The organism is Pseudomonas sp. NFX1, assembly GCF_051123555.1.
Classification (GTDB): Bacteria; Pseudomonadota; Gammaproteobacteria; order Pseudomonadales; family Pseudomonadaceae; genus Aquipseudomonas; species Aquipseudomonas capeferrum.
Window position 1 is genome coordinate 4,678,352 of sequence record NZ_CP169366.1, and the last position, 21,871, is coordinate 4,700,222.

17 protein-coding genes are annotated in these 21,871 nt (G+C 60.6%); 9 read left to right on the forward strand and 8 right to left on the reverse strand.

Annotated features, from left to right (window positions below):
- The first annotated feature begins 3 nt into the window (after positions 1-3).
- The 7 genes from atpA (at position 4) to glmS (ending at position 8,686) form a co-directional block, all read left to right on the forward strand.
- On the forward strand, positions 4-1,548 hold the full coding sequence (atpA, locus tag DJ563_RS21060; RefSeq protein WP_012274911.1) for a F0F1 ATP synthase subunit alpha: 1,545 nt from the start codon (positions 4-6) through the stop codon (positions 1,546-1,548).
- A 48-nt stretch (positions 1,549-1,596) separates the two neighbouring features.
- Positions 1,597-2,457: a F0F1 ATP synthase subunit gamma gene (gene atpG / locus DJ563_RS21065; RefSeq protein WP_033702434.1), complete on the forward strand. Its 861-nt coding sequence runs from the start codon at positions 1,597-1,599 to the stop codon at positions 2,455-2,457.
- 27 nt (positions 2,458-2,484) lie between these two features.
- Positions 2,485-3,861 carry a F0F1 ATP synthase subunit beta gene (gene atpD / locus DJ563_RS21070; protein ID WP_016489910.1) on the forward strand — a complete coding sequence of 459 codons (1,377 nt, stop codon included), beginning with the start codon at positions 2,485-2,487 and terminating at the stop codon, positions 3,859-3,861.
- Positions 3,862-3,904: 43 nt separating this feature from the next.
- Positions 3,905-4,324, forward strand: coding sequence for a F0F1 ATP synthase subunit epsilon (locus DJ563_RS21075; RefSeq protein ID WP_033702433.1), 420 nt, complete (start codon positions 3,905-3,907; stop codon positions 4,322-4,324).
- Positions 4,325-4,444: 120 nt separating this feature from the next.
- A complete protein-coding gene (glmU, locus tag DJ563_RS21080) occupies positions 4,445-5,812 on the forward strand; it encodes a bifunctional UDP-N-acetylglucosamine diphosphorylase/glucosamine-1-phosphate N-acetyltransferase GlmU (RefSeq protein ID WP_434518280.1) in 1,368 nt (455 codons plus the stop codon).
- Positions 5,813-6,071: 259 nt separating this feature from the next.
- Entirely contained in the window at positions 6,072-6,848 is a 777-nt protein-coding gene (locus DJ563_RS21085) for a DeoR/GlpR family DNA-binding transcription regulator (RefSeq protein WP_033702431.1), read from the forward strand.
- 2 nt (positions 6,849-6,850) lie between these two features.
- Positions 6,851-8,686, forward strand: coding sequence for a glutamine--fructose-6-phosphate transaminase (isomerizing) (gene glmS / locus DJ563_RS21090; RefSeq protein ID WP_033702430.1), 1,836 nt, complete (start codon positions 6,851-6,853; stop codon positions 8,684-8,686).
- Between the two features lie 110 nt (positions 8,687-8,796).
- Here the strand turns inward: glmS and DJ563_RS21095 are convergent, their stop codons facing one another.
- The 6 genes from DJ563_RS21095 to lpdA all read right to left on the reverse strand — a co-directional run bounded on the left by DJ563_RS21095 (position 8,797) and on the right by lpdA (position 17,286).
- Complete coding sequence (locus DJ563_RS21095) at positions 8,797-10,590, reverse strand: FAD-dependent oxidoreductase (protein ID WP_434518281.1); 1,794 nt, start codon at positions 10,588-10,590, stop codon at positions 8,797-8,799.
- 88 nt (positions 10,591-10,678) lie between these two features.
- A complete protein-coding gene (locus DJ563_RS21100) occupies positions 10,679-12,397 on the reverse strand; it encodes an FAD-dependent oxidoreductase (RefSeq protein WP_434518282.1) in 1,719 nt (572 codons plus the stop codon).
- A gap of 43 nt (positions 12,398-12,440) precedes the next feature.
- Positions 12,441-13,250 (reverse strand): sugar phosphate isomerase/epimerase family protein, encoded by an 810-nt coding sequence (locus DJ563_RS21105; protein WP_434518283.1) that lies wholly within the window; start codon positions 13,248-13,250, stop codon positions 12,441-12,443.
- Positions 13,251-13,287: 37 nt separating this feature from the next.
- On the reverse strand, positions 13,288-14,631 hold the full coding sequence (locus DJ563_RS21110; protein ID WP_274097882.1) for an MFS transporter: 1,344 nt from the start codon (positions 14,629-14,631) through the stop codon (positions 13,288-13,290).
- A 252-nt stretch (positions 14,632-14,883) separates the two neighbouring features.
- On the reverse strand, positions 14,884-15,693 hold the full coding sequence (locus DJ563_RS21115) for an IclR family transcriptional regulator (RefSeq protein WP_434518284.1): 810 nt from the start codon (positions 15,691-15,693) through the stop codon (positions 14,884-14,886).
- Positions 15,694-15,885: 192 nt separating this feature from the next.
- Positions 15,886-17,286: a dihydrolipoyl dehydrogenase gene (gene lpdA / locus DJ563_RS21120; RefSeq protein ID WP_434518285.1), complete on the reverse strand. Its 1,401-nt coding sequence runs from the start codon at positions 17,284-17,286 to the stop codon at positions 15,886-15,888.
- A gap of 208 nt (positions 17,287-17,494) precedes the next feature.
- On the opposite strand from lpdA, the gene cfaB reads away from it, so the two are divergent.
- On the forward strand, positions 17,495-18,679 hold the full coding sequence (gene cfaB / locus DJ563_RS21125; protein WP_274097885.1) for a C17 cyclopropane fatty acid synthase CfaB: 1,185 nt from the start codon (positions 17,495-17,497) through the stop codon (positions 18,677-18,679).
- A gap of 67 nt (positions 18,680-18,746) precedes the next feature.
- Here cfaB and cls read toward each other — a convergent pair whose 3' ends face one another.
- Entirely contained in the window at positions 18,747-20,186 is a 1,440-nt protein-coding gene (gene cls / locus DJ563_RS21130; RefSeq protein ID WP_033702419.1) for a cardiolipin synthase, read from the reverse strand.
- A gap of 131 nt (positions 20,187-20,317) precedes the next feature.
- On the opposite strand from cls, the gene DJ563_RS21135 reads away from it, so the two are divergent.
- Positions 20,318-20,845 (forward strand): DUF3617 domain-containing protein, encoded by a 528-nt coding sequence (locus DJ563_RS21135; protein WP_434518286.1) that lies wholly within the window; start codon positions 20,318-20,320, stop codon positions 20,843-20,845.
- Here DJ563_RS21135 and folE2 read toward each other — a convergent pair.
- Positions 20,829-21,734 carry a GTP cyclohydrolase FolE2 gene (folE2, locus tag DJ563_RS21140; RefSeq protein WP_434518287.1) on the reverse strand — a complete coding sequence of 302 codons (906 nt, stop codon included), beginning with the start codon at positions 21,732-21,734 and terminating at the stop codon, positions 20,829-20,831. The two genes, DJ563_RS21135 and folE2, sit on opposite strands and share 17 nt — an antisense overlap.
- Between the last annotated feature and the right edge of the window lie 137 nt (positions 21,735-21,871).

A 21,871-nucleotide genomic window follows, 5' to 3' on the forward strand; every position in this document is an offset into this window, starting at 1 on the left:
GCAATGCAGCAACTCAATCCTTCCGAAATTAGTGAAATCATCAAGGGCCGCATCGACAACCTCGATGTGAGCTCCCAAGCCCGTAACGAAGGTACCGTCGTTTCGGTTTCCGACGGTATCGTGCGGATCCACGGTCTGGCCGACGTCATGTACGGCGAAATGATCGAGTTCCCTGGCGGCGTCTACGGCATGGCACTGAACCTGGAGCAAGACTCCGTAGGTGCAGTGATCCTGGGTGCATACGACACCCTCGCCGAAGGCATGAGCGCCAAGTGCACCGGCCGCATCCTGGAAGTTCCGGTTGGTAAGGAACTGCTGGGCCGCGTCGTCGACGCACTGGGCAACCCGATCGACGGCAAAGGTCCTCTGGGCAACACCCAGACCGACGCGGTCGAGAAAGTTGCTCCAGGCGTGATCTGGCGTAAGTCGGTAGACCAGCCTGTACAGACTGGCTACAAATCCGTCGACGCCATGATCCCTGTCGGCCGTGGCCAGCGTGAGCTGATCATCGGTGACCGTCAGATCGGCAAGACCGCCATGGCCATCGACGCCATCATCAACCAGAAAGACTCCGGTATTTTCTGTGTTTATGTTGCTGTCGGCCAGAAGCGTTCCACCGTCGCCAACATCGTTCGCAAGCTGGAAGAAAACGGCGCCCTGGCCAACACCATCGTGGTTGTTGCCAGTGCTTCGGAATCCGCCGCACTGCAATTCCTGGCGCCATACGCCGGTTGCACCATGGGCGAGTTCTTCCGTGACCGCGGTGAAGACGCACTGATCGTTTACGATGACCTGTCCAAGCAGGCTGTTGCCTACCGTCAGATCTCCCTGCTGCTGCGCCGTCCACCAGGACGCGAAGCATACCCAGGCGACGTGTTCTATCTCCACTCCCGTCTGCTGGAGCGTGCATCGCGCGTTTCGGAAGAGTACGTCGAGAAGTTCACCAACGGTGCTGTGACTGGCAAAACCGGTTCCCTGACCGCGCTGCCGATCATCGAAACCCAGGCTGGCGACGTTTCCGCGTTCGTTCCGACCAACGTGATCTCGATCACCGACGGTCAGATCTTCCTGGAATCGGCCATGTTCAACTCGGGCATCCGCCCTGCAGTGAACGCCGGTGTTTCGGTATCCCGCGTAGGTGGTGCCGCTCAGACCAAGATCATCAAGAAGCTGTCCGGTGGTATTCGTACCGCGCTGGCTCAGTACCGTGAACTGGCTGCATTCGCCCAGTTCGCGTCCGATCTGGACGAAGCGACCCGCAAGCAGCTGGAGCATGGTCAGCGCGTTACCGAGCTGATGAAGCAGAAGCAGTACGCGCCGATGTCCATCGCGGACATGGCCCTGTCGCTGTACGCCGCTGAGCGTGGCTTCCTGACCGACGTAGAAGTCTCCAAGATCGGCAGCTTCGAGCAAGCACTGATCGCCTTCTTCAACCGTGATCACGCTGAACTGATGGCGAAGATCAACGTGAAGGGTGACTTCAACGACGAAATCGACGCAGGCCTGAAAGCCGGTATCGAGAAGTTCAAGGCCACCCAGACCTGGTAAGCCGCAGCGGGGGCCCTGGCCCCCGCTTGCTAACCTGATAGGTGATACATGGCAGGCGCAAAAGAGATTCGCAGTAAGATTGCGAGCATCAAAAGCACGCAAAAAATTACCAGCGCCATGGAGAAAGTGGCGGTCAGCAAGATGCGCAGGGCACAAATGCGCATGGCTGCTAGCCGTCCTTACGCGGAGCGTATCCGCCAGGTGATCGGTCATCTGGCCAACGCCAACCCGGAATACCGCCACCCGTTCATGATCGAGCGCCCTGTAAAGCGCGCCGGTTATATCGTGGTGAGCAGTGACCGTGGTCTGTGCGGTGGCTTGAATACCAACCTGTTCAAGGCCTTGGTCAAGGACATGAGCGCAAACCGCGAACAGGGCGTGGAAATCGACCTGTGCGTGATCGGCAGCAAGGGTGCGACTTTCTTCCGCATCTTTGGCGGCAACGTCGTAGCAGCGATCAGCCACTTGGGCGAAGAGCCATCGATCAACGATCTGATCGGCTCCGTCAAAGTGATGCTGGACGCCTACATGGACGGCCGTATCGATCGCCTCTCGGTGGTTTCGAACAAGTTCATCAACACCATGACCCAGAAGCCAACGGTCGAGCAATTGGTACCGTTGGTGGCAACCCCGGATCAGGAACTCAAGCACCACTGGGACTACCTGTACGAACCCGACGCAAAAGAGCTGCTGGACGGCTTGATGGTGCGTTACGTGGAGTCGCAGGTATACCAGGCGGTGGTCGAGAACAACGCTGCTGAACAAGCGGCCCGGATGATCGCGATGAAAAACGCCACAGACAACGCCGGTGATTTGATCAAAGAGCTGCAATTGATCTACAACAAGGCGCGTCAGGCTGCGATCACCCAGGAGATCTCGGAAATCGTCGGCGGCGCTGCCGCGGTTTAACGGTTCATATATTCAGAGGATCCAGCTATGAGTAGCGGACGTATCGTTCAAATCATCGGCGCCGTCATCGACGTGGAATTTCCACGTGACGTCGTGCCGAGTGTATACAACGCGCTGAAAGTACAAGGCGCGGAAACCACCCTCGAAGTTCAGCAGCAGCTGGGCGACGGCGTGGTTCGTACCATTGCGATGGGCTCCACCGAAGGCTTGAAGCGCGGTCTGGATGTCGTCGACACCGGTGCTGCCATTTCCGTTCCTGTTGGTAAGGCCACTCTCGGCCGTATCATGGACGTACTGGGCAACCCGATCGACGAAGCCGGCCCGATCGGTGAAGAAGAGCGTCGCGGTATCCACCAGCCAGCGCCTTCGTTCGCTGACCAGGCAGGCGGCAACGACCTGCTGGAAACCGGCATCAAGGTTATCGACCTGGTTTGCCCGTTCGCCAAGGGTGGTAAGGTTGGTCTGTTCGGTGGTGCCGGTGTCGGCAAGACCGTAAACATGATGGAACTGATCCGTAACATCGCCATGGAACACAGTGGTTACTCCGTGTTCGCTGGTGTGGGTGAGCGTACTCGTGAGGGTAACGACTTTTACCACGAGATGAAGGACTCCAACGTTCTCGACAAAGTAGCGCTGGTCTACGGTCAGATGAACGAGCCACCAGGAAACCGTCTGCGCGTAGCGCTGACCGGCCTGACCATGGCTGAGAAGTTCCGTGACGAAGGTAACGACGTTCTGCTGTTCGTCGACAACATCTATCGTTACACCCTGGCCGGTACCGAAGTATCCGCACTGCTGGGCCGTATGCCTTCGGCAGTAGGTTACCAGCCGACCCTGGCTGAAGAGATGGGCGTTCTGCAAGAGCGCATCACCTCCACCAAGGAAGGTTCGATCACCTCCGTGCAGGCCGTATACGTACCTGCGGACGACTTGACCGACCCGTCGCCAGCGACCACCTTCGCCCACTTGGACGCCACCGTCGTTCTGTCCCGTGATATCGCCTCCCTGGGTATCTACCCAGCGGTCGATCCACTGGACTCGACTTCGCGCCAGCTGGACCCGAACGTGATCGGCAACGAGCACTACGACACTGCTCGTGGCGTTCAGTATGTTCTGCAGCGCTACAAAGAGCTGAAGGACATCATTGCGATCCTGGGTATGGACGAACTGTCCGAGACCGACAAGCAACTGGTAGCCCGCGCTCGTAAGATCCAGCGCTTCCTGTCGCAGCCGTTCTTCGTGGCCGAAGTCTTCACCGGTTCGCCAGGCAAGTACGTTTCCCTGAAAGACACCATCGCTGGCTTCAGCGGCATCCTCAAAGGTGACTACGACCACCTGCCAGAACAAGCGTTCTACATGGTCGGCAGCATCGACGAAGCGATCGAGAAAGCCAAGAAACTGTAATTCCTGCGCCCCGCAAGGGGCGCTATCAGGTTGAGGCAAGCAGATGGCTATGACAGTCCATTGCGATATCGTCAGCGCGGAAGGAGAAATTTTCTCCGGTCTGGTCGAGATGGTGGTTGCGCACGGTAACCTGGGTGATCTTGGTATCGCTCCAGGCCACGCGCCGCTGATCACCAATCTGAAGCCAGGTCCGATCACGCTGACCAAGCAGGGTGGCGCACAAGAGGTGTTCTACATCTCTGGTGGTTTCCTCGAGGTTCAGCCGAACATGGTCAAGGTGCTTGCCGATACCGTGCAACGTGCTGCAGACCTGGATGAAGCGCAGGCTCAGGAAGCCCTCAAGGCTGCCGAGAACGCCCTGAATACGAAAGGCGCGGACTTCGACTACGGCGCCGCCGCCGCACGTCTGGCCGAGGCCGCAGCTCAGCTGCGTACCGTCCAGCAAATGCGCAAAGGCAAGTAATCGGCCACGGCTGATGACTTCTGTTGCGATTGAGTAAAAGGGTAGCCTCGGCTACCCTTTTTCTTTTTTTGATTTCCCCCCCCGGTCATTTCACTGACCGCCCAGGATTGGTAGCCAGTAATGTCACTCGATATCGTTATTCTCGCCGCCGGCCAAGGTACCCGCATGCGCTCGGCGCTGCCCAAGGTACTGCACCCGGTTGCCGGCAACTCCATGCTCGGCCATGTTATCCACAGCGCGCGCCAGCTTCAGCCGCAAGGTATCCACGTGGTCATTGGCCACGGTGCCGAGCAGGTACGTGAGCGCCTGGCAGCTGACGACCTGAACTTCGTCATGCAGGACAAGCAGCTGGGTACAGGCCATGCCGTGGCTCAGGCGCTGCCGGCGTTGACCGCAGACACCGTGCTGGTGCTGTACGGCGATGTGCCGTTGATCGAAGTGGAAACCTTGCAGCGTCTTTTGGCCAAGGCCAACGACCAGCAACTGGGGCTGCTCACGGTCACCCTCGAAGACCCGACCGGCTATGGCCGTATCGTGCGTGACGAGCAGGGCAAGGTAACGGCGATCGTTGAGCACAAGGATGCCAACGACGCGCAGAAAGCGATCAAGGAAGGCAACACCGGTATTCTGGCCCTGCCTGCCGCGCGCCTGGCGGACTGGATGAGCCGTTTGTCGAACAACAATGCCCAGGGCGAGTACTACCTGACCGATGTCATCGCCATGGCGGTGTCCGACGGCCTGGTGGTAGCGACCGAGCAGCCCCATGACCCGATGGAAGTGCAGGGCGCCAACGATCGTCGCCAGCTGTCCGAGCTGGAGCGCCACTATCAGTTGCGTGCAGGCCGCCGCCTGATGGCCCAGGGTGTCACCCTGCGCGACCCGGCGCGGTTCGATGTGCGCGGTGAAGTGACCGTAGGCCGTGATGTCCTGATCGACATCAACGTGATCCTCGAAGGCCAGGTAGTGATCGAGGACGATGTAGAAATCGGCCCCAATTGCGTGATCAAGAACAGCACCCTGCGCAAGGGTGCCGTGGTCAAGGCCAACAGCCACATCGAAGGTGCGGTGATGGGCGAGGGTAGCGATGCTGGCCCGTTCGCGCGCCTGCGCCCGGGCAGCGTGCTGGATGCCAAGGCCCATGTGGGTAACTTTGTCGAACTGAAAAACGCTCACCTGGGTGAGGGCGCCAAGGCCGGCCACCTGAGCTACCTGGGCGATGCCGAAATCGGTGCGCGCACCAACATCGGTGCTGGCACCATCACCTGCAACTACGATGGCGCCAACAAGTTCAAGACGGTGATGGGCGAAGACGTGTTCATCGGCTCGAACAACTCGTTGGTGGCGCCTGTGGATATCCAGGCTGGTGCTACTACTGCGGCAGGCTCGACCATCACCCAGACGGTCGAAGCAGGGCAGCTCGCTGTGGGCCGCGCGCGTCAGCGCAACATCGACGGCTGGAAGCGGCCGGAGAAGATCAAGAAGAACTGAGTTATACACAGTTGTTTCGATCGAAAGCCGACCTGTGTGAATGGGTCGGCTTTTTTTGGGCTGTTGGAAAGCTGGGAGGGCTTTGCCCTCCTTTCGCGACGCGAGGCCGCTCCTACAGGGATACGCGCCACCTGCTGGGTCGCGAAAGGGTCGCGAAGCAGACGGCAACAGACTTATCCACAGTTCATGGCGCTTGACGAAACGAGCGTCTTAGGTTTTGATTGCAACCATTATCTTTCGAATCGAAACTTAAGCGCTCATGTCGAAACGTAACACCCCCCAACGCCGGCACAACATCCTGGCCATGCTCAGCGAGCAGGGCGAGGTGAGTGTGGACGCGTTGGCCAAGCGCTTCGAAACGTCAGAAGTCACCATTCGCAAGGACCTCGCAGCCCTGGAAACCAATGGCCTGCTATTGCGTCGCTACGGCGGTGCGGTGCCGGTGCCGCAAGAGTTGCTCGGCGAACCTACCCAGCCCGTGTCCGCCTACAAGAAGGCCATTGCCCGCGCTGCTGTAGGGCGTATCCGCGAACATGCGCGGATCATCATCGACAGCGGCAGCACCACTGCTGCGATGATCCCTGAACTGGGCCGCCAGCCGGGCCTGGTGGTGATGACCAACTCATTGAACGTGGCCCGCGCCATCAGCGACCTGGAACATGAACCGGTGCTGCTGATGACCGGGGGCACCTGGGACCCGCACTCCGAGTCGTTCCAGGGGCAGGTGGCCGAGCAGGTGTTGCGTTCCTACGATTTCGACCAGCTGTTCATCGGTGCCGATGGCATCGACCTCAACCGAGGTACCACCACCTTCAACGAGCTGCTTGGCCTGAGCCGAGTCATGGCCGAGGTGGCCCGGGAAGTGATCGTGATGGTCGAGTCCGACAAGGTAGGGCGCAAGATCCCTAACCTCGAGCTGCCCTGGGGCAGCGTGAATACCCTTATTACAGACGAACGCCTGCCCGCAGCGGCACGCGAACACATTCAAGCCCGCGGCATCAACCTGATTTGCGCCGCGATCAGCCAGGAGCAATAACCATGTGTGGAATCGTTGGTGCCGTAGCCGAGCGTAATATCACCGCCATTCTGATCGAAGGCCTCAAGCGCCTCGAATACCGCGGGTACGACAGTGCCGGCCTGGCTGTCTTCAGCCAGCAAGGTGAGCTGGAGCGTCGCCGCCGTATCGGTAAAGTCAGCGAGCTGGAAGCTGCCGTCGCCGCCGACCCCCTCACCGGCCAGTTGGGCATCGCCCACACCCGTTGGGCCACCCATGGCGCGCCAACCGAAGGCAACGCCCACCCCCACTTCTCGGCCAGTGAAGTGGCGGTCGTGCACAACGGCATCATTGAAAACCACGAAGAGCTGCGTGAAGAGCTGAAAGAGCTCGGCTACGTATTCACTTCGCAGACCGATACCGAAGTCATCGTTCACCTGATCCACCACACGCTCAAGACTGTCCCGGACCTGACCGATGCGCTGAAGGCCGCTGTGAAGCGCCTGCACGGTGCCTATGGCCTGGCCGTGATCAGTGCCAAACAGCCAGACCGCCTGGTAGCCGCTCGCAGCGGTAGCCCGCTGGTGATCGGCCTCGGCCTTGGCGAGAACTTCCTGGCTTCGGACCAGTTGGCACTGCGCCAGGTCACCGACCGTTTCATGTACTTGGAAGAAGGCGACATCGCCGAGATCCGCCGTGACCAGGTCAGCATCTGGGACCAGGCCGGCACCAAGGTCCAGCGTGAAACCGTGCAGTACCACGAAGGCGCTGAGGCGGCCGACAAAGGTACCTACCGTCACTTCATGCTCAAGGAAATCCACGAGCAGCCAAGCGTGGTCCAGCGCACGCTGGAAGGCCGCCTGGGCAAGGACAATGTGCTGGTCCAGGCCTTCGGCCCGAATGCCGCCGAACTGTTTGCCAAGGTTCGCAATGTGCAGATCGTCGCTTGCGGTACCAGCTACCACGCCGGCATGGTTGCCCGTTACTGGCTCGAAAGCCTGGCCGGCATCCCTTGCCAGGTCGAAGTAGCCAGCGAGTTCCGCTACCGCAAGGTCGTGGTCCAGCCAGACACCCTGTTCGTCTCGATCTCGCAATCCGGTGAGACCGCCGACACCCTGGCCGCCCTGCGCAATGCCAAGGAGCTGGGCTTCCTCGGCAGCCTGGCCATCTGCAACGTCGGCATCAGCTCGCTGGTGCGCGAATCTGACCTGACCCTGCTGACCCTGGCCGGCCCGGAAATCGGTGTTGCCTCGACCAAGGCATTCACCACCCAGCTGGTTTCGCTGATGCTGCTGACCCTGGCCCTGGGCCAGGTGCGCGGTACCCTCGAAGCCGGTGTAGAAGCCGAGCTGGTTGAAGAATTGCGCCGCTTGCCTACTCGCCTGGGCGAGGCACTGGCCATGGACGCGACCGTCGAGAAGATCGCCGAACTGTTCGCCGACAAGCACCACACCCTGTTCCTGGGCCGTGGCGCCCAGTACCCGGTAGCGATGGAAGGTGCACTCAAGCTCAAGGAGATCTCCTACATCCACGCCGAAGCCTACCCGGCAGGCGAGCTGAAGCACGGCCCGTTGGCGCTTGTGGATAACGACATGCCGGTGGTCACCGTGGCGCCGAACAACGAACTGTTGGAGAAGCTCAAGTCCAACCTGCAGGAAGTACGTGCCCGTGGCGGTGAGCTGGTGGTGTTCGCCGACGAGCACGCTGGCATGACCAACGGTGAAGGCACCCACGTGATCAAGGTGCCGCACATCGCGGACGCCCTGGCGCCGATCCTGTACACCATTCCGCTGCAGCTGCTGTCGTACTACGTCGCCGTGCTCAAGGGCACCGACGTTGACCAGCCGCGTAACCTGGCGAAATCGGTGACGGTCGAGTAAGCCGCAGCGGTTAATGGCGTGGTGGTTTTAGAGAACTGAAACTGTCGCGACACAATTAAAACCGTCGCAGAGAGAGGGAGCCGTCACTGGCTCCCTTTTTTTGTACGGTTTTACTCCTGCTGCACCGTTACACCCCCTGCTTTAGCACTCTCCGCTGAGCATGCCGTCACCTTGACCGCTTCTGCCATGCCCCTCTTGGCACCCTCCAACCCCGCCGCATGCCGGGCCACTCGCCAGCCGAACACAATCGCAGGCCCCAGGGTGGTGCCTGGGCCTGGGTAGGTGCCGCGAAAAATCGAGGCCAGGTCATTACCGCAGGCGTAGAGCCCCTCGATCACCTGGCCTTGGGTGTCCAGCACCTGGCCGTCGGCGTTGCCGCTCAAGCCTGCGCTGCAGGCGAGGTCGGCGGGTTGCACGGTGACGGCATAGTAGGGCCCCTCGCCCAGCGGGCGCACGCAGGGGCTGGGCGTTTGCTGCGGGTCGCCATTGTGACGGTTCATGGGGCTGCTGCCACGGTTGAATGCCGGGTCTTCACCGTGTGCGGCGGAGGCGTTGTAGGTGTTGACCGTGTTTGCGAGCCCCTCGGCATCGATCTTGAGCTTGCTGGCAAGCTCGGCCAGCGTGCTGGCTTTGACCAGGTAGCCGGCCTTGACGAAGCTGGCGATGTTGACGGCGGTGCGCAGCGGCATCACCAGGCCCAGGCCATAGCGGCGCAAGAAGGCTTCATCGCAGATCAGGTGGGCGGTGGGGCTGCCATCGGCGAGCATGCCCATGACGAAGTCGTGGTAGGAGTCCGACTCATTGACGAAGCGCAGGCCCCGGCGGTTGACTGCGATCAGCCCTGGCTTGGCACGGTCTAGCAGGATGTGTGGCCAGACGGCCTGGTAGCCGTCCTTGCTTGTGCGGATCGAGCAGGGCATCCATAGACCGGGGCTGTCGTGGCCGTTGTCGAGCTGGGCGTTAGCCTTCAGCGCGCGATCGATGCCGTCGCCGGTATGGGTCAAGGGCGCCAGTGAAAGGGGTTGGGCCGCGGCCGGGAACAGTTGCTTGCGCAACGTCGGGTGGCGGGTCACGCCGCCGGTGGCCATCACCACGCCTCGGCGGGCGCGGATGCGCTGGGGCTGGCCATTGTGCAGCACCACAGCGCCCACCACCTTGCCGTTCTCCTGGATCAAGTCGTGCAAGGGCGTTTCAAAACGAATGGCAACGTTGCGCTGGCGCAGGCTGTAGAACAGTCGGGCAACCAAGGCGTTGCCCATCACCAGGTTGGTGCCACGGGGGTGGCTCAGGCGGTCGATGCAATAGCGGCCGACAACGCTCAGGGTACGGCTCAGGTTTTTCAACGAGGCAAAGGGCGACAGCAGCGCGTCCAGGTCGGCGCGGGGCACCATCATGCCGCCCAGCCCCATGAACTCCGGGCGTGGTGGCCGTACGCGGGCGAAATCTTTCCCCAGTAGCCTGGCGTCGAACGCGAGTGGTGCCAGGGCGCGGCCACCGAACGCTGCTCCTGGGCCGCTGACGTAGTCGGGGTGGGCGGCGGCGGCCACGAATTTGACTTCGCTGATGCGCTCCAACTCGTCAATTGCCTGCGGCCCGCTGGCCAGAAAGGCTTCGCGTAAGGCTTCACCACCGCGCTCACCGACCACCGCCTTAAGGAAGGTTGCAGCATCTGCCACGCTGTCCGGTACCCCGGCGCGCTGGCTCTGGGTGGTGCCGGGTACCCAGGTGGTACCGCCTGAGGTCGCACTGATGCCGCCCACGGCAGCGGTTTTTTCACACAGCAGCACGTCCAGCCCGTGGTGCTTGGCCATCAACGCGGTAGTCATGCCGGCGGTGCCTGCGCCGAACACCAACAGGTCGACTTCCTGGTCCCAGCGTGGGGGAAGGGGGGTGATGGTGCTCATCGTGCGTTCTCCTGAGTGGTAAGGGCGAAGGGCTTGGAAGCAAACGACATGGGCGATCCCTCGAGGCTCAAGGCCTGTAGGCCGGGCATTATTCGTAGGCTGTGGCGCCAGCCAGGTGGCGCCCGGCGATATAGCCGAAGGTTGCAGCTGGCCCCAGGTTGATTCCGCCGGCCGGATAGTGCCCGCCCATGATGCTGGCCATGTCGGACCCCGCTGAATAAAGGCCTGCAATCGGCTGCCCGTCAGTGTTGAGGACTTGCGCATGGGCATTGGTCTTGAGGCCTGCGAAGGTGCCGAAGCAGCCTGCCTCGACCTTCACCGCATAGAATGGGCCCTGCTCGATTGGCGCGACGCAAGGATTTGGCGCGTGCTGCGCATCACCCTGCTTGCGGTTGTAGGGCGTAGTGCCGCGTCCGAACTGCGGGTCTTCACCGTTGCGGGCGTGGCGGTTGTACTCGGTCACAGTCTGGCTCAGGCCCGCGGGGTCGATCCCGCACGCCAAGGCCAACGCCTCGATGGAGTGGCCAGTCTTCAGGTAACCCGAGCGGATGAATGGCTCAACGGGCAGTGGGAAAGGCCGGGAAACGCCCAGCCCATAACGCCGCTGAAACGCGCGGGTGCAGATCAACCAGGACGCGACCTCGGTGCCGGGTGCGGCCGCGACCATGGCTGCTACATAGTCATAGTAGCCATTGGCTTCGTTGACGAACCGTTGGCCGTTGGCGAGGACGCCGATGATGCCGGGCTTGCCGCGTTCGATGATATGCGGAAAGTGGCCGGCGCTGCCGTCCTTGTAAGGCACTCGAGACACGGGCGCCCAAGCGGCGGCACTGGCCAGGTCTTCAGCGACCTGGCCGCCGACGCTCTCGCCCAGGCGCAAACCATCGCCATTGACGCCCAGAGGCGGCAACGCCAGATGTTCATGGCCAGTTGGCGTGCGCGGGAACAGTGCCTTGCGTCGTTCGATGTCATTGGCAAAGCCACCTGCAGCCAGCACCACACCCTTGCGTGCCCGAATGGCGATACGGCCTTTTGCTGTTTCGACCACGGCGCCGGCGACCCGGTCGTGTTCATGGATCAGATCAGTGGCCGGCGCTGACTCCCAGAGCTGTACGCCAAGGTCTTCGGCTGACTTGGCCAGGCGGGCGATCAAGGCGACGCCGTTGACGAGGTGCATGGCGCGCCCCTTGAGCGCAAGGTCGATCAAGTGTTTGCCCAAGCGTTGGGTCACGTGCAGCAGCGAACGCCAGGAGCGTGTCAGGGTGAGGAAGGCAGTCAGGTCACGGCCGGCCATGATCGGCATGCCCATGAACGAGGTTTCGCGCATCGTCTTGCGCAGCCGCTTTAGCAGTTTGCCTACCGCGTAGGCATTGTAAGGGGCTGCGATCACCGACCGACCGCCGGTTCCGGCGCCGGGTGTATCCCCGTGGATGTCAGCAATTGCGTTCCCGTCGGCGAATTGCAAAGCGGTGTGGCGCTCAAAAAAGGAGACCATGTTGGGCCCTGCTTCGAGAAAGGCATCGATCATGGTCGGGTCGAAGTGGTCACCCAATTCGTGTTCAAGATAGGTGCGTGGCAGCGAGCGGTCCTCAATGATCCCGGCGCGCTGAGCCAACGGATTGCACGGCACCCACATCCAGCCACCCGACCAGGCGGTGGCGCCGCCGAACACCTCATCCTTCTCGACCACGATCACCCGCTGACCATGCCACGCGGCAGTCACGGCTGCGCTAAGCCCGGCTGCACCGGAGCCGATGATCAGGACATCGCAGTCCACCGTGGTGTGCAGGGAAGTGTCGGTAAGCATCAAGAGGTCTCCTGGTGTAGTGGGCTTGGTCAGCGTCAATGATTTACAGCGGCTCAATGATTGCCTTGGCTGCCGCCAACGCCTCTCGGGCCCAAGCCTCTACCCCCACTTGCGCGACCCTGCGGTCATTCGGGATCTCGACACTGACCGGAACCGCGGCTGCCAGGCTGCGCCATATCCTGGCCAGATCGATGTCACCTTCCCCCGGTAGCAAACGCCCGCAGCGCGCCGCCTGGATCAGTCCCTCATGGGTGTCGGGGCGCATCGCAGGGCCGTCGCATATTTGTGCGTAGTGCAGCCACTGCGCTGGGATTCGCTGCAAATCCTCGAAGCGGCTGTCTGAACGATCAAAATGCAGGGCGTCTACCAGGATGCCGCCGTTGACTCGATCGGCCTGTTCCACAATATGCAGAGCACTGGCCAGGTCATTGACGGCCGTCCACGGCATGAATTCGAGGTCTGCTGAGAGGCCGAATGGTTGCATTGCGTCGCATAGCCGAGCGTAGTGCTCTACAAGTCGGCCTTGCTCCGGATCGTCGCCGGCTACCAGTACCGCCTTGGCCCCTAGCTGCGCACCAACCTCGAAAAACGGCAGGTAACGTTGCAGATCGAATTGGGCATCGAGGCGTATCAGTTCCAGATCGAAGACCTTCACGCCGGTGTCGTTCATCCGCGCGAGCGTTTCACGCAGCATGCGTGCGTCATCCATCAGTGGATAGGCGACGGCCCCTGGCGCGACGGGTAACAACCGCACGCCAGCCTGGTGATAGCCGGTGCGGGCAGCCAGTTCGATGATTTCGGGCGGGCTGAAATCGAGAGCGGTCAGTTGGGCGATGGAATAGCTAGCTTGCATGGCAGGTCTCCGTAGAGGGGGTTAAGCGCGCTGGAATTCAGTTGGCTGGGGTGGGAATCGCCGACGTTCTGTGCTGACGGCCTTTGACCCATAGCGCCGTGACCCCGAGCAAGGAAGGGATGGCGAGGAACAAGAAGACCTGGCTGAAATCCCATTGGGCAGCCAGCATGAGTGCGCCGATCCCGGCGCCGCTGATAGCGCCCAGGCGACCGATGCCGGTTGCCCAGCACACCCCGGTGGCACGGATCTGGGTTGGGTAGAAAGCGGCTGCCAACGCATAGCCACCGACGTTGACGCCATTGAGGAAGTAGCCCAGCAACAGGATCAGCGGGCAGAGAACCTGCATCGTCGGCTGCTGCAGCGCGATTAGCACCGCGCAGGCGCCACCGCCGAACACCGTAATGCCGACCACCTTATGGTGATCCCAGCGGTCCATCTTCATGCCGACGGTAAAGTTGCCCAGCATGCCGCCGATTTGCAGCAACGAGCCCAGCAGTGCCGCATCGCCCATGCTAAGGCCGGCATCGCGGGTCAGCAGCGGCAGCCAGCTCGACAGCAAGTACATGGTCAGCAAGCCCATGAACAGCGTGATCCAGATCATGCAGGTACCGAGGCTATAACCGGACGCGAACAACGCGCTGACCTTGCCAGCCTGTTTGATCGACGCTTCGCTGATATGAAATCGGGTACGGGCGTTGGCCAAGCCAGGGGCAACTTTGTTGATCTCCTTGATCAGACGTTCCTTCAACGCACTGTTCTGGGCCAAAAAGCGGATGGACTCCGGCAGGCTGAAAAGCAGCAGGAGCGCAAAGGCAATGGGCAGCACACCGCCGACCACCAATACCGATCGCCAGCCAAAATGGGCGATCAGCCACTCACTGCCCAGGCCACCCAGGGCTGCGCCAAAGGCGAAACCGCAGTAGATGAAAGAGACCATATGAGAGCGGTAACGCTTGGGTGCAAATTCGGAAATCAGTGTCGCGGTATTCGGCATTGATGCACCCAGACCGACCCCGGTCAGAAACCGCAGCACTGTCAGGCTGACGACCCCGGTGGCCCAGGCCGAAGCCAGGCTCCACAGGCCGAACAGCAGCACTGAACCGATGATGACCGGCCTGCGGCCAAAACGATCTGCCAACGAACCTGCAGTCAATGAGCCGAAAGCCAGCCCGAGCAGGCCGCTCATCATCACGGGCCCAAGGTCATGTCGCTGCAAACCCCAGTCGTCGACCAGTGCGGGTGCTATGAAACCGATCGAGGTCGTATCGAACCCATCAAAGACAAGCACCATGAAGCCCAGAAGCAGCACCAGCCATTGCCTGGCGCTCATTTTTCTAGCGTCCATGAAGGTGCTGACATCAAGGTTGGGAGAACTCGACATAGATGACTCCTGTTTTTGTTTTTATCAGAACGCCTTTTCTGGCAGCGGCATCTTTTGCAGAACACCAGGCTTTCTCAGTGGGCGGTGATGACACTATCATAAATGGAAGATCATTCCAAAAGTAAAAAGCATTCCATTTATGATTTTGGTCGGCAGGAGTCAGCGCGCTTGGCTTAACGCATTCGACAGCAGGGCTTGAGGAGAGGAGGCGGCCACGTCGGGACGACAGGCCGCGTTCGATCGTTGGTCCGATCAGTCGGTCTGCTCGGTGATCCGGGAGGTCATCATCGACAGCTTGGGAAGACTGTCCAGACTGATTGCGGTGATTTCTTCGGCGGCCTCGAACAATGCCGCTTTGAGGGCCTTCATACGCTCTTGGGTCAAGCGAACGCTTGGGCCGGCTATGCTGATCACGCCGATGACGTGTCGCTGCGAATCGAGGATTGCGATAGCCATCGCCGCCGCGCCAATTTCAAAACTCTCGTCAACTGACGCATAGCCTTGATCACGTGCGAGCTGCAGGTGTTTAAGCAGCTGTTCGATCGTGGTCGCCGCGTTGGGCCCATATTCACCGGCTTTGGCCAGGCCTTGACGGTAAACCAGTTCCAGCGCGCGTTCGTCACTCAGACAGCTCAACCACGCAAGCCCCGACGCTGTGCAGCAGAGTTTGGCTTCGGCACCGGCATCAGGGTCGTAGCGAAGCCCGGAGCGCGTGCCTTGCGCCTTGGAGATCCACACCAGGTTGTCGCCATCGACAATGCTCAAACGCACCAGTTCGCCAGACACACGGGCAAGGCGTTCAAGGATCGGTTTGGCGAGGTCGACGATGTCGCTCTGGGACAGGTGCTTCAGTGCAAGCGATACCACCTTGAGGGCGAGAACATAATTACCGTGTTGAGGGTCTTGGCGCACAAAACCCTGTTCAACCAAGCAATTAAGCATACGGTGAGTCGCGCTCGGCGGAATGTCCAAGGCTTCGGCAACTTGCTGAAGAGGCAGCCCGGTGCGTTTCCCGGCCAACAGCTCAATAGCGTGCAGGCCGCGTTCCAGCGCATTGCTCATAGTTGTTCCTTGATGTGCGAGAGATGAGCTCCCGTGGAAAATGCAATGAAGGCTACAGCGTTACCGCACAAACCTATCACAATGGCATCGGAATATCATTCCATTAAAGAAACCGATTCCTTATAGGTGAGCTTATGTGGTTAGCGCAGAGGATCAGGCAATGCCGGGGCAGCATTGCCTGAGCGCGTTCTGTCAGATCTGCATTGCCATCCCATCCACATTCATCGCCGCCTGGCGCAAGGCCTCGGAGCGGGTCGGGTGGGGGTGGCAGGTGAGAGCGATGTCTTCTGCCGAAGCCGAGAACTCCATGGCTACGCAGAACTCGCCGATCATTTCGCTGACGCTCGGGCCCACCAGGTGCACGCCCAGTACTTCATCGGTGTTGGCATCGGCAATGACTTTGGCGAAGCCTTCGGTCTCGTGGTTGATCTTGGCGCGGCTGTTGGCGCTGAAGGGAAACTTGCCGACCTTGTAGGCGCGGCCTTCGGCCTTGAGCTGTTCTTCGGTCTTGCCGACACTGGCCAGTTCCGGGCGGGTATAGATGACGCCAGGGATGAGGTTGTAGTTGACCTCATGGGCCTTGCCGGCGATGCGCTCGATGCACGATACCGCTTCATCTTCGGCCTTGTGCGCGAGCATTGGGCCAGAGGTGACATCGCCGACCACCCAGATGCCGGGCACCGAACTGAGGTGGTGGTCATTGCCCAACATGCCGCGCTTGTCGGTCGAAAGGCCCACGCTTTCCAGGTTCAGGCCCTGGGTGTACGGGCGGCGGCCGATGGCCACCAGCACGTAGTCGGCTTGCACGGTTTGTGCGTCGCCACCGGCGGCGGGCTCCAGGGTCAGGCTGACGCCATCGGCCGACGGCGTGGCTTGTGTCACCTTGCTGCCGAGCTTGAAGCTCATGCCTTGCTTGGCCAAGGCCTTTTGCAGGGTCTTGGCGGTTTCTTCATCGGTGCCCGGGCAGATGCGGTCGAGGTATTCGATGACGGTGACCTGGCTGCCCAGGCGGCGCCAGACCGAACCCAGTTCCAGGCCGATCACGCCGGCACCGATGACGATCAGGTGCTTGGGCACCTGGGGCAGGGACAGTGCACCGGTCGAGTCGATGATGCGTTGGTTGTCGATGGTCACGCCTGGCAGGGGCGTGGGCTCGGAGCCGGTGGCAATGACGATGTCCTTGGCCTGCAGCGTGGTTTCGCTGCCGTCTTCGGCCTTGACCACGACCTTGCCAACGCCATCCAGCCGGCCCCAGCCCTTGACCCAGTCAACCTTGTTCTTACGGAACAGGTACTCGATGCCCTTGGTCAGGCCGGTCACGCTCTCGTCCTTCTGTTTCATCATCTGGGCGAGGTTCAAGGTCGGCTTCACTTCGATGCCGAGGTGGGCGAACTCATCGCCGCTGGCGGCTTCGTACAGCTCGGATGCATGCAGCAGCGCCTTGGATGGCATGCAGCCAACATTGAGGCAGGTGCCGCCGAGGGTCGAGCGGCCTTCTACACAGGCAACGCTCAGGCCCAGCTGGCCTGCACGGATTGCCGCGTTATAGCCACCAGGGCCACCGCCGATGATCACCACGTCATAGGATTTCATGGGTTCCACTCCAGGATGAAGAAGCGCGAGAGGGGCACAAGGTTAGTCTGTGCGCTTAAAGTTGTATACAATCTGCGTGCTTTTCATGCCTGTTGGTTCTAGACCATCGTCGCGTATAGCCCAAAACCTGCAGCTATGAACTACCCTGATTCCGTGGCGTCCGAATTTATGAGGCGTGGCGCCCCGTTACCTGAAGGGAGGGTCATTGATGCTTGCGCAACTTCCACCTGCGTTGCAGAGCCTGCATTTACCTTTGCGTCTGAAGTTGTGGGACGGCAACGAGTTCGATCTCGGGCCGAGCCCGCAAGTGACGATCCTGATCAAGGAGCCTCAACTGATCAGCCAGTTCACCCACCCGAGCCTGAACGAGCTGGGTGAAGCCTTCGTTGAAGGCAAGCTGGAGCTCGAGGGTGATATCGGCGAGGTCATTCGTGTGTGCGACGTACTCAGCGAGGCCCTGCTGAGTGATGATGACGACACGACGCCGCAGCGTACTGCCCATGACAAGGACACCGACGCCGAAGCCATTTCCTATCACTACGACCTGTCCAACGCGTTCTACCAGTTGTGGCTGGACCCGGACATGGCCTACTCCTGTGGTTACTTCCGTGAGCCGGACAACACACTGGCCCAGGCCCAACAGGACAAGTTCGACCACCTGTGCCGCAAGCTGCGCCTGCAGGCGGGTGACTACCTGCTGGATGTCGGCTGTGGCTGGGGCGGTCTGTCACGCTTTGCCGCACGCGAGTACGGTGCCAAGGTTTTCGGTATTACCTTGAGCAAGGAGCAGCTCAAGCTGGCCCGTGAGCGGGTGAAGGAAGAGGGGCTGGCGGGGCAGGTCGACCTGCAGATTCTCGATTACCGAGACCTGCCCCAGGATGGCCGTTTCGACAAGGTGGTCAGTGTCGGCATGTTCGAACATGTCGGGCACGCCAACCTGCCGTTGTATTGCCAGAAGCTGTTCGGTGCGGTGCGTGAAGGTGGCCTGGTCATGAACCACGGCATCACCGCCAAGCATGTGGATGGGCGACCGGTAGGGCGGGGAGCGGGTGAGTTCATCGACCGTTATGTATTCCCCCACGGCGAGCTGCCGCATCTGTCGATGATCAGCGCCAGTATCTGTGAGGCGGGGCTTGAGGTCGTCGATGTGGAGAGCCTGCGCCTGCATTACGCCAAGACCTTGCACCACTGGAGCGAGAACCTGGAAAACCAGCTGCATCGTGCCGCGGCCATGGTGCCGGAAAAGACCCTGCGCATCTGGCGGCTGTACCTGGCCGGTTGTGCCTACGCCTTCGAGAAGGGCTGGATCAACCTGCACCAGATATTGGCCGTGAAACCTTATGCCGATGGCCGCCATGACCTGCCATGGACCCGTGAGGATTTGTACCGCTAGCCTGAGTGTTTCACGTTCGACCACACATACCAGGGGCCGTTATGCGGCCCCTGGTTTTTAGTGCCTGTTAAAGGATCGGCGAGATCAACCGGGCAATTCGCATCCCAAGTTGTTGCAGGCGGTGGGTATCCAGGCTGTCCTCCGCAGTGATCTCCCGGGCCTGCTCGAAGTCGTTGGCCAACATGGTTTGCACCTGATCGGCAAATGCACGGTCCACCGTCAGCAAGGTAATCTCGAAGTTCAGGCGGAACGAACGGTTGTCCAGGTTGGCACTGCCGATCGCGCTCACATCGTCATCCACCAGCACCACCTTCTGATGCAGAAAGCCTGGCTGGTAGCGGAACATGCGCACACCGGCGCGTACCGCTTCGAAGGCAAACAGGCTGGAGGCGGCATAGACGATCCGATGGTCGGGCCGTGACGGAATCAGGATGCGAACATCCACCCCCCGCAGCACCGCCAAGCGCAAGGCGGCGAACACTGCCTCATCGGGGATGAAGTAGGGGCTGGTAATCCACACCCGACGCGTAGCCGAATGGATCGCTTCAAGGAAGAACAGCGAGCAGGTTTCCTGCGGGTCCGCTGGCCCGCTGGCAAGCGCCTGGCACAATACGCCGTTCTCCGGGTAGGTGTCGGGCAGGATCAACGGTGGCAGTTGGCGGGTTGCCCAGTACCAGTCCTCGGCGAACGACTCCTGCAAGCAGGCCAGCACGGGCCCACCGATTTGCACGTGGGTATCTCGCCAAGGCGACAGTTGCGGATGCGCACCCAAGTACTCATCACCCACATTGTGCCCGCCAATGAAACCGACCAGGCCATCCACCACCACGATCTTGCGGTGGTTACGGAAGTTCACCTGAAAGCGGTTGAACCAGCCACGGCGCGTGGCGAAGGCATGAATCTCCACACCACCCGCTCGCAGCACCTGGCTATAGCTTGCCGGCAAAGCATGGCTGCCGACCCGGTCGAAGAGGACGAACACTTTCACCCCTTCGGCCGCTTTGCGCAGCAGCAACTGCTGTAGCGCTTTGCCCAGGTTGTCGTCGTGAATGATGAAAAACTGTACCAGCACCACTTCGCGGGCTTGGTTGATTGCGGCGAAGATGGCATCGAACGTCGCTTTGCCATCGATCAACAGCTTCACCTGGTTGTTCGCCAGGCAGGGCATGCGACCGAGCTTTGGCATGGCACGCAGCGCAGCATAGCTTTCGGACTCGCGGGCGGTGAGCGCCTCTTCTACCCAGGGGCGCCAGTTGAGGTTGGCCATGGCCACGTGCATTTCCTGGTTGGCCTGTCGCCGTGCCTTGATGTAGGCATAGAAGGAGCGGGCGCCGAAGATCAGGTAGGGGATCAAGGTCAGGTAGGGGATGAAGACCAGTGGCATGGCCCAGGCAATCGCACCTTGGGCGGTACGCACGGTGAACACTGCATGCAGTGCTGCGATGATGCCCAAGAGGTGAATCAGGCCGAGCACATAACCGAAGAAGTAGGGGCTGTGGTAATCCATATGCATCCTGCTTGCCGAGTACACTGTGGGTAACAGAACACGTTCCCGGTCCGGCTTGCAACCTGCAGGTGGATTTGGCGTCTAAGGCTCAGCCCGGCCCGTTGGCCGGTTTATTCCAGGAGCGTTTGCCCATGAAGATTCGTCTGCCACTGTTGGCGTTGGCCCTTGGCCTGAGCAGCCCGTTGGTGCATGCACAGATGTTGCAGCCCGGCTTGTGGGAGCTGACCACCAGCAACATGCAGGTCGATGGCAAGCCGTTACCCGACATGGCGTTCATGCTCGGCCAATTGAAGAACCTGCCGCCGGAGCAGCGCGCCATGATGGAGGGCGTGTTGGCCAAGCAAGGGGTGACAGTGGGGGGTAATGGGGTACGCTCGTGCCTCACGCCAGAGCAGGTGGCAACCAATGATATTCCGCTGCAAGACCCTAAGTCGGGCTGCACGCAGAAGATTACCGACCGCACCGGCAACGTATGGAGGTTCCAGTTCAGTTGCCCCAAGGCCCAGGGCACTGGCCAGGCTACCTTCCTGAGTGACAGGGAGTTCACCACCCAGGTCAGCGGTACGTTCAATGCGTCCGGTGTGCAGCAGCAAGGCAGCATGAACACCCGTGCGGTCTGGCTGGGCAATGACTGCGGGGCGGTCAAACCGCGTAGCTGATTTGCCACTGCCATTGGCTGGTGGCGACTGCGTCGTGGGCATGCAGGCTCTCTGCATGTTCCACGCGCAGCTTGAAGGCAGTGGCCCATTTCAATTGTCGTAACGACTGGTGCAACCGTCGTGCGGCGTCTTCGCAGAACATCAAGTTCTGTCCGTTGGCCAATGCGAACGCTTGTTCATCTGCGCGCTTGACCGCAGTTTGCACGGCCGTTCCCAGGCTGGCCTCAACGCGGTTGATCAACTCGGTCACCGGCAGCTCCAGCACATTGCTTTTCAAGCGCACGTGAATTTGCGCGCTACTGCGCTGACTATGGGGCGTCGCCACGATGCCCTGGCTGCTACCAAGCCACGCCATCACCCTGTCCTTATCCACCTGCTGCTCGGCAAAATCCGCCTGGAATTGTTGTTGAATCAGCTGCCTTGCAAGCGCAGCCGAACAAGGGCATGTGGATGAGTAGGGCACGGAAACAAATAGTTCCACGTGGAACATCTCACTTTCGATGCGTGCATCGACAGTTACTGGATAGCTTTTCCAGCCTGCTAACGGGCTGATCAGGGCCGGCCGTTTAAGCAGGTGGTCGAAGGACACGCGTAGGTAGGCCGCAGAGGAGAGCCCTTCATGGCTGTTCAGAAAATCAGCCAATAGCTGACGAATAACCAGCGCGGTAAGTGGCTGACCTTCCAGTGATTCCAGTGCCAGGTAAAGGCGCGACATGTGGATGCCGCGTGAGCTGCCGTCCACCAGGCTGACACCTGCGTCGACCTTGGCTGCGGCGATACGGCCCTCGAATTGCACCGGCAAGGCAATGCCACACATGCCCACCCAGTCCAGCGGTAAGGCGTGCTGCTGGGCTTGGCTGGCGATATCGGGAAGCTTGAGCTGGGTCATGGGTAGTTCCAAATAATAGGGCGTTCAGCGGCAACCGCCAAGCAAGCTGCAATGCAGGATGAAGCGCTGCGTCATCTTCGAGGGGCTTTTATCCGACGAGAACAGCTTGGCGAAATTGTATTGTTACTTTATAACAT

Bases quoted from the DNA above. Each gene is read 5' to 3' on its own strand.
- glmS (WP_033702430.1), top strand. From the start codon at position 6,851: ATGTGTGGAATCGTTGGTGCCGTAGCCGAGCGTAATATCACCGCCATT.
- cls (WP_033702419.1), bottom strand. From the start codon at position 20,186: ATGGATTACCACAGCCCCTACTTCTTCGGTTATGTGCTCGGCCTGATT.
- DJ563_RS21135 (WP_434518286.1), top strand. From the start codon at position 20,318: ATGAAGATTCGTCTGCCACTGTTGGCGTTGGCCCTTGGCCTGAGCAGC.
- DJ563_RS21100 (WP_434518282.1), bottom strand. From the start codon at position 12,397: ATGCTTACCGACACTTCCCTGCACACCACGGTGGACTGCGATGTCCTG.
- DJ563_RS21095 (WP_434518281.1), bottom strand. From the start codon at position 10,590: ATGAGCACCATCACCCCCCTTCCCCCACGCTGGGACCAGGAAGTCGAC.
- atpD (WP_016489910.1), top strand. From the start codon at position 2,485: ATGAGTAGCGGACGTATCGTTCAAATCATCGGCGCCGTCATCGACGTG.
- cfaB (WP_274097885.1), top strand. From the start codon at position 17,495: ATGCTTGCGCAACTTCCACCTGCGTTGCAGAGCCTGCATTTACCTTTG.
- DJ563_RS21085 (WP_033702431.1), top strand. From the start codon at position 6,072: ATGTCGAAACGTAACACCCCCCAACGCCGGCACAACATCCTGGCCATG.
- lpdA (WP_434518285.1), bottom strand. From the start codon at position 17,286: ATGAAATCCTATGACGTGGTGATCATCGGCGGTGGCCCTGGTGGCTAT.
- DJ563_RS21115 (WP_434518284.1), bottom strand. From the start codon at position 15,693: ATGAGCAATGCGCTGGAACGCGGCCTGCACGCTATTGAGCTGTTGGCC.
- DJ563_RS21105 (WP_434518283.1), bottom strand. From the start codon at position 13,250: ATGCAAGCTAGCTATTCCATCGCCCAACTGACCGCTCTCGATTTCAGC.
- glmU (WP_434518280.1), top strand. From the start codon at position 4,445: ATGTCACTCGATATCGTTATTCTCGCCGCCGGCCAAGGTACCCGCATG.
- atpA (WP_012274911.1), top strand. From the start codon at position 4: ATGCAGCAACTCAATCCTTCCGAAATTAGTGAAATCATCAAGGGCCGC.
- atpG (WP_033702434.1), top strand. From the start codon at position 1,597: ATGGCAGGCGCAAAAGAGATTCGCAGTAAGATTGCGAGCATCAAAAGC.
- DJ563_RS21075 (WP_033702433.1), top strand. From the start codon at position 3,905: ATGGCTATGACAGTCCATTGCGATATCGTCAGCGCGGAAGGAGAAATT.
- DJ563_RS21110 (WP_274097882.1), bottom strand. From the start codon at position 14,631: ATGTCGAGTTCTCCCAACCTTGATGTCAGCACCTTCATGGACGCTAGA.
- folE2 (WP_434518287.1), bottom strand. From the start codon at position 21,734: ATGACCCAGCTCAAGCTTCCCGATATCGCCAGCCAAGCCCAGCAGCAC.